This is a genomic window from Nonomuraea sp. NPDC002799 (genome assembly GCF_053592075.1).
Map to the genome: position 1 here is coordinate 86,629 of NZ_JBSFVA010000036.1, position 6,210 is coordinate 92,838.

Genomic DNA, 6,210 nt, shown 5'->3' on the forward strand with positions numbered 1-6,210 from the left:
CCTCATGACGAGCAACGTTCGTACCCGTGACGGCGGGCCGGCCACGAGCCGGCCCGCCTCGCGGCGCAGCCATGGTGAAGGCCCCTTCCGGTTCATCTCCACCGCGGCCGGCGTCGTCCTCCTGGGGATCATGGCGGCCATCGCCGTCTTCCTCATCAGCGAGGCGATCCCCGCGCTGCAGGCGAACAAGGGCAACTTCCTCTCCGACCTGATCTGGGAGCCCAACAGCAGCAAGGTGTTCGGCATCGGCGCGCTGGCGTTCGGCACCGTGCTCAGCTCGGCCCTCGCACTCGTCATCGCGACCCCGATCGCGATCGGTGTGGCGCTGTTCATCTCCCACTACGCTCCGCGCCGCCTCGCCGCGCCGCTCGGCTACGTGATCGACCTGCTCGCCGCCGTGCCCAGCGTGGTCTACGGCCTGTGGGGCGTGACGTTCCTGGTGCCGCTGCTGCGGCCGCCGTCGCAGTGGCTGAACGAGCACTTCGGCTGGTTCCCGCTCTTCGCCGGTGAAGGCGCCGTCGGCGGCAAGACCATGATCGCGGGCGCTGTCGTGCTGGCCATCATGATCCTGCCGATCATCGCGGCCATCTCGCGCGAGGTGTTCCTCCAGGCGCCGAAGATGAACGAGGAGGCCGCGCTCGCGCTCGGCGCCACCCGCTGGGAAATGATCAGGATGGCCGTGTTGCCGTTCGGCCGCCCGGGTGTCATCAGCGCCGCCATGCTCGGCCTCGGCCGGGCCATGGGCGAGACCATCGCGGTCGCGCTGATCTTCCCCGCGACCTTCGACATCAGCTTCGAGATCCTCACCCCGCACGCCAACAGCATCGCCGCGAACATCGCCAACGGCTTCGGCGAGGCCAACCAGATCGGCCGCGGCGCGCTGATCGCCTCCGGCCTCGTGCTGTTCGTGATCACGTTGCTGGTCAACACAGGGGCCCGCATGGTCATCAACCGCCGCAAGGAGTACGCGAGGAGCGGCGCATGACAACAATTGAGCACATCTCGACCAGCCGCCGGATCAAGGACAAGGCCGTCCAGGGCCTGGTCTATCTGGCGTTCGCGCTGGCCGTCGTGCCGCTCGTCTCGGTGCTCTGGCTGGTCATCTCCAACGGCCTGGCCCGCTTCGACCTGGAGTTCCTCACCCACTCGATGCGCGGCATCGGCGCCCGCGACGCGGGCGGCGGCGCCTACCACGCGATCATCGGAACGCTGGAACAGGTCCTGCTCGCCTCGCTCATCTCCGTCCCGATCGGCCTGTTCACCGCGATCTACCTGGTCGAGTACGGCCGCGGCGGCCGGCTGAGCCGGGCCATCAGCTTCTTCGTGGACGTCATGACCGGCGTCCCTTCCGTCGTTGCCGGCCTTTTCGTCTTCGCCTTCTGGATCCTCGTCCTCGGCTTCCAGTTCTCCGGCTGGGCGGGCGCGATGGCGCTGGCCATCCTCATGATGCCGACCGTGGTCAGATCCGCCGAGGAGATGCTCCGGCTGGTGCCGGGCGACCTGCGCGAGGCGTCGTACGCGCTGGGTGTGGCCAAGTGGCGCACCATCGTGAAGGTCGTCCTGCCGACGGCGTTCACCGGCATCGTGACCGGCGTCATGCTGGCCGTCGCCCGGGTCGCCGGCGAGACGGCGCCGCTGCTGATGACGGTGTTCTTCACCGACTCCATCAACGAGGACCCGTTCACCGGGCCGCAGATGGGCCTGCCGCTCTTCGTCTTCGACCAGGCGGGCCGGCCGAACGACACCGCCATCGACCGGGCGTGGACCGGAGCGCTCACGCTCATCCTGATCGTCATGCTGCTCAACCTGGTAGCGCGCCTGATCGCCTGGTGGCGGGCGCCCTCCCGGGGCCGATAGGGGGTAATCGCCGATATGTCCAAGCAGATCCAGGTCTCGGGTCTCGACGCGTACTACGGGTCGCACAAGGCGATCGAAGACGTGTCCATGACCATCGAACCCCGTTCGATCACCGCGTTCATCGGCCCGTCCGGGTGCGGCAAGTCCACCTTCCTGCGCACGCTCAACCGCATGCACGAGGTGATCCCCGGCGCTCACGTGGAGGGCAAGGTGCTGCTCGACGGCGAGGACCTGTACGCCGCCAACGTCGCGCCCGTCTCCGTCCGCCGGATGATCGGCATGGTCTTCCAGCGCCCCAACCCGTTCCCGACAATGTCGATCTACGAGAACGTGGCCGCCGGGCTCAAGCTCAACGGCCGGATCGCCAAGTCGCAGCTCGACGGCGTCGTCGAGGAGTCGCTCAAGGGCGCCAACCTCTGGAACGAGGTCAAGGACCGCCTCAACAAGCCCGGCGCGGGGTTGTCGGGCGGGCAGCAGCAGCGGCTCTGCATCGCCCGGGCCATCGCGGTCAAGCCGCAGGTCCTGCTGATGGACGAGCCGTGCTCGGCCCTCGACCCGATCTCCACGCTGGCGATCGAGGACCTGATGGCCAAGCTCAAGGACCAGTACACGATCGTCATCGTCACCCACAACATGCAGCAGGCCGCCCGGGTCAGTGACCGGACGGCCTTCTTCAACCTCGCAGAGCAGGGCAAGCCCGGCAAGGTGGTGGAGATGGACGAGACCTCCCGAATGTTCACCAACCCCACGCAGAAGGCCACCGAGGATTACATCACGGGGCGCTTCGGCTGATGACCCAACAGCAGGCGGCATCCACGATGAACGGGGACACGAGGACCAAGCCCGTGCTGCTCATCGCCGACCCCGACGACGCGATCGTGGAGGACCTGGCCACGGCGCTCGAACGCGAGGGCGTGGCCGTCACCGGCGCACCCGACGGGGCACAGGGGCTGCTGCAGGCCGGAGCACTCCAGCCGGACGTGGTGCTCGTCTCGGCCACGCTGCCGGTCATCGACGCGGTGGAGTTCGTCCGCGCGGTCCGGCTCGCGCGAGCCGTGCCGGTGCTGCTCGGCGTCGGCGAAGGACACGCCGAGCAAGCGGTACGCGCGCTCGCCGCCGGCGCGGCCGCCTGCGTGGCCAGGCCCTACCGGGTGCCGGAGTTGTTGCCCTTCATCCAGGCGGCCTCGCCCGGGTCACGCAAGTTGCTGGCCGTGGGCGGGGTCGAGCTGGACGTGCAGGCCTACCAGGTGCGTGTCGGCGGCCGGGCGGTGCACCTGCCGCTGCGCGAGTTCGAGCTGCTGCAGTATCTGATGCGCAACGCCGACCGCACGGTCACCCGCGATCAGATCATGCGCAACGTGTGGCACGCGGCGGCGACCACGTCGACGAACACGATCGCGGTGCACGTCAAACGCCTGCGCGCCCGGCTGGGCGACGAGGACGACCAGCTCATCCAGACGGTACGCGGCGTGGGCTACCGCCTGGTCAGCCCGAGCACTTCCGGAACGACTGCATGATCCTGCGCACCACGCCTTCGACGGTCGCGATGCCGTACCCCACGTCGGGACTCCCTTCGGTGAGTACGGCAACCGCGTAGTCACGGGCGTCGCCCCGGATCAGGCCCACGCTGATCGTGGCCCAGCGTTTGGTCGAGACCCGCTTGAGCCAGCCGTTCTTCAGCGCCACGCGATCGCCCGCGCAGGCGCCGGCGCTGACACCCCAGTCCTGGCCGTCGACGACCTCGCCCATCAGCTTGAGCACCTGGGCACGATCCTTGCTCTTGAGCGGACCCCCGCCGGACACGAGCGCCCGCATCAGCCGCACCTGGTCGTCCACGGACGTCCTGGTGATCCCCCAGCAGTACAGATCCACGCACTCCCCCGGGACACCCGCCGTGTGCTTGAGCCCCAGCCGCTTCCCGGCCCTGGTGAACCCGGCCGCCCCGCCGATCCGCGACCACAGCCGATCCGCCGCGTGGTTGTCGCTGTAGCGGATCATGAGCTCGGCGTCGTTCTGTACGGCCTTCGGCAGTTTGCGCCACGGCGTCTTGAGCAGCAGCGCCATGAGGATCTGCACCTTGGCCGTGCTGGCGGTGATCAGCCGCTCGTCCGGGTGATAGCGGTAGGCCCGCCCGGTCGCCAGATCCTTGACCATCGCGGTGACCACTCCGGGCCGTCCGGCCAGGAAACGATCGAGCCGCCTGCCGATCTCCTTGACCGGAAGGGCCGGCACCGGCGCCTCCGCCGAGATCGGCTCCATGCTCCTGAGCCGGGCCTGCTGGCCCGACGACGCGAAGGGCGCCGGCATGGCGGCAACCCGAACGCCCTCGGGAGCCTGCGGGGGCATGGACACGAGGGGAGAAATCAGGACGAGAGCGACCACCAATCGTGGTATCGCCATCCCCCGGCCCGGGATCACCCGAGCATTATCACGAAAAGTTCTGTCAGCCCGCTAGACGCGAACGGCGATCAGTTTCGCGATCGAGTCATCGTCACACGTCTCCCAGAAGCCACCCACGACGTCCTCAAGGTGCCGCAGGGACTCGGCCCGGAACAGCACGTCCTGATAGTGCGTGATGTCGTAGTGCGTGGTCCCCATCGCGGACAGATCCAGCTCCCGGATGTCCATCCCGCGAAACTCCTCGATCTCCCCGTACGACGACAGGATGCCGGCCCCGTACGCCTTGAGCGCGCCGCCCTCCCCCATCACCCCGAACTCCATCGTGAACCAGAACACCTTCGACACGAACTCCAGCGCCTCCTCCCCCTCGACCCGCCGCGCCGCCTCCCCGGCCAGCCGGTACAGGTGGGCGAACCGGGGACTGGCCAGCGCGTTGGCATGCCCGATCACCTCATGCACGACATCGGGCTCCGGCGTGTAGAACGGCACCGAATGATGACGGATGTACTGCGTCGAGTGAAAGAACCCGTCGGCCAGCACTCCGTAGAACTCCCGCAACGGCACCAGCCCCGCCGCCGGCAGATAACGGAACCCGGTCAACGGCTCCAGCAGCCCCGAGACCTCCTCCAACTGCGGGATCCGCTCCCGGGGCAGACCCAGCCGCCGTGCCCCCTCCAGATATTCGGCCACGGCGTACTCGGCGTGCTTGGCCGCCAGCTCCCTGGTGACCATCGCCCACACCTCGTGCTCCCGATCGGTGTACTCGGCCGCCGGAATGGGCGTCCCCCGCCGGTGACCTCCGGCCAGCCCCGCGATGGCATTCCGCCTGGCCCGGTACACCGGATCCGCGAACCCAGGATGGGACGCGGCCAACTCGACGACGACCGACCCGTCTTGCTGCTCAGCGATCGGTGCGAAGTACTGCGCTTCCTCGAACATGTCTCAAATGACAGCAAGTTACGCATTCCCTGGCAAGAGCGTGCAGTTCTACTGCGCGATACGCTGAAGTTCGTACTGATATACCGCCATTTCCTGGTCGAAACGCACAGTCTCCGAAGGGTCTGGGATGGACGATCTAGACGCCCGCCTGCTCGTGACCATGCGCGCGCACCCGCGCGTCGGCCTGACGGAGCTGGCCCGCCTCCTGGGCGTCGCCCGAGGCACCGTGCAGGCCCGCGTCGAGAAGCTCACGGCCGCGGGCGTGATCCAGGACTTCGGCCCCACGGTGTCGCCGGCCCGCGCCGGATACCCGATCATGGCGTTCGTCTGGCTGCAGATCGCGCAGGGCCGTTTGACGGAGGCGGTCGCCGCACTGGAGGCGGTGCCGCACATTCTGGAGGCACACGGCACCAGCGGCCAGCACGACCTGCTGTGCAAGGTGGTCGCGCGATCCACGGACCATCTCCAGGAGATCATCGCCCACATCCTCGCGTCCCCGGCCGTACGGCGCACGGACACGACGATCTCCCTCTCCACCCAGATCCCCTACCGAATCGAACCTCTTCTGAAAGAGCGCTAAAAACAGAAAGGGCCCAGCGCGATGCGCGGGGCCCTGTCCAAGCGAAAACAGAAAGGGCCCTACACGGGGCCCTATCCTGTCTGCGCGCATGCGGAAAGGGCCCGACGCGTGAACGTCGAGCCCTTCCCAGAAAAATTGTCCGGCGGTGACCTACTCTCCCACACCCTCCCGAGTGCAGTACCATCGGCGCTGGGAAGCTTAACTTCCGGGTTCGGAATGTAACCGGGTGTTTCCTTCCCGCCATAACCGCCGTAACCCTCCGAAACACACAAGCAAAGCTGCTTGTTGTCTCAGAATTGCGTAGTGGACGCGAGCAAGAACTACATAAGTATGCTTTGAGGTCAAGTCCTCGGCCTATTAGTACCGGTCAGCTCCACACGTTGCCGTGCTTCCACCTCCGGCCTATCAACCCGATCGTCTATCGGGGGCCTTAC

7 protein-coding genes and 2 rRNA genes are annotated in these 6,210 nt (G+C 67.5%); 5 read left to right on the forward strand and 4 right to left on the reverse strand.

Going from position 1 to position 6,210, the window contains the following annotated elements; genetic code table 11:
* The first annotated feature begins 4 nt into the window (after positions 1 to 4).
* The 4 genes from pstC to ACWD0F_RS41885 are packed head-to-tail and all read left to right on the forward strand — an operon-like array spanning position 5 to position 3,374.
* On the forward strand, positions 5 to 985 hold the full coding sequence (gene pstC, locus ACWD0F_RS41870) for a phosphate ABC transporter permease subunit PstC (RefSeq protein ID WP_449887056.1): 981 nt from the start codon (positions 5 to 7) through the stop codon (positions 983 to 985).
* On the forward strand, positions 982 to 1,857 hold the full coding sequence (gene pstA, locus ACWD0F_RS41875; RefSeq protein ID WP_449887059.1) for a phosphate ABC transporter permease PstA: 876 nt from the start codon (positions 982 to 984) through the stop codon (positions 1,855 to 1,857). The genes pstC and pstA overlap by 4 nt, the downstream gene beginning before the upstream one ends.
* 15 nt (positions 1,858 to 1,872) lie before the next feature.
* Positions 1,873 to 2,649 carry a phosphate ABC transporter ATP-binding protein PstB gene (gene pstB / locus ACWD0F_RS41880; RefSeq protein WP_449887062.1) on the forward strand — a complete coding sequence of 259 codons (777 nt, stop codon included), beginning with the start codon at positions 1,873 to 1,875 and terminating at the stop codon, positions 2,647 to 2,649.
* Complete coding sequence (locus tag ACWD0F_RS41885) at positions 2,649 to 3,374, forward strand: response regulator transcription factor (RefSeq protein ID WP_449887065.1); 726 nt, start codon at positions 2,649 to 2,651, stop codon at positions 3,372 to 3,374. The genes pstB and ACWD0F_RS41885 overlap by 1 nt, the downstream gene beginning before the upstream one ends.
* Here the strand turns inward: ACWD0F_RS41885 and ACWD0F_RS41890 are convergent.
* Both ACWD0F_RS41890 and ACWD0F_RS41895 read right to left on the reverse strand, forming a co-directional pair.
* Positions 3,343 to 4,164, reverse strand: coding sequence for a serine hydrolase (locus tag ACWD0F_RS41890; protein WP_449887068.1), 822 nt, complete (start codon positions 4,162 to 4,164; stop codon positions 3,343 to 3,345). The two genes, ACWD0F_RS41885 and ACWD0F_RS41890, sit on opposite strands and share 32 nt — an antisense overlap.
* A gap of 144 nt (positions 4,165 to 4,308) precedes the next feature.
* A complete protein-coding gene (locus ACWD0F_RS41895) occupies positions 4,309 to 5,196 on the reverse strand; it encodes a phenylalanine 4-monooxygenase (protein ID WP_449887071.1) in 888 nt (295 codons plus the stop codon).
* A 127-nt stretch (positions 5,197 to 5,323) separates the two neighbouring features.
* Between ACWD0F_RS41895 and ACWD0F_RS41900 the strand changes: the two genes are divergently transcribed.
* Complete coding sequence (locus ACWD0F_RS41900) at positions 5,324 to 5,776, forward strand: Lrp/AsnC family transcriptional regulator (RefSeq protein WP_449887074.1); 453 nt, start codon at positions 5,324 to 5,326, stop codon at positions 5,774 to 5,776.
* 137 nt (positions 5,777 to 5,913) lie between these two features.
* Here the strand turns inward: ACWD0F_RS41900 and rrf are convergent.
* Positions 5,914 to 6,030 (reverse strand): 5S ribosomal RNA (rrf, locus tag ACWD0F_RS41905).
* Positions 6,031 to 6,113: 83 nt separating this feature from the next.
* Positions 6,114 to 6,210: ribosomal RNA gene (locus ACWD0F_RS41910) — 23S ribosomal RNA — on the reverse strand; the annotation flags it as partial.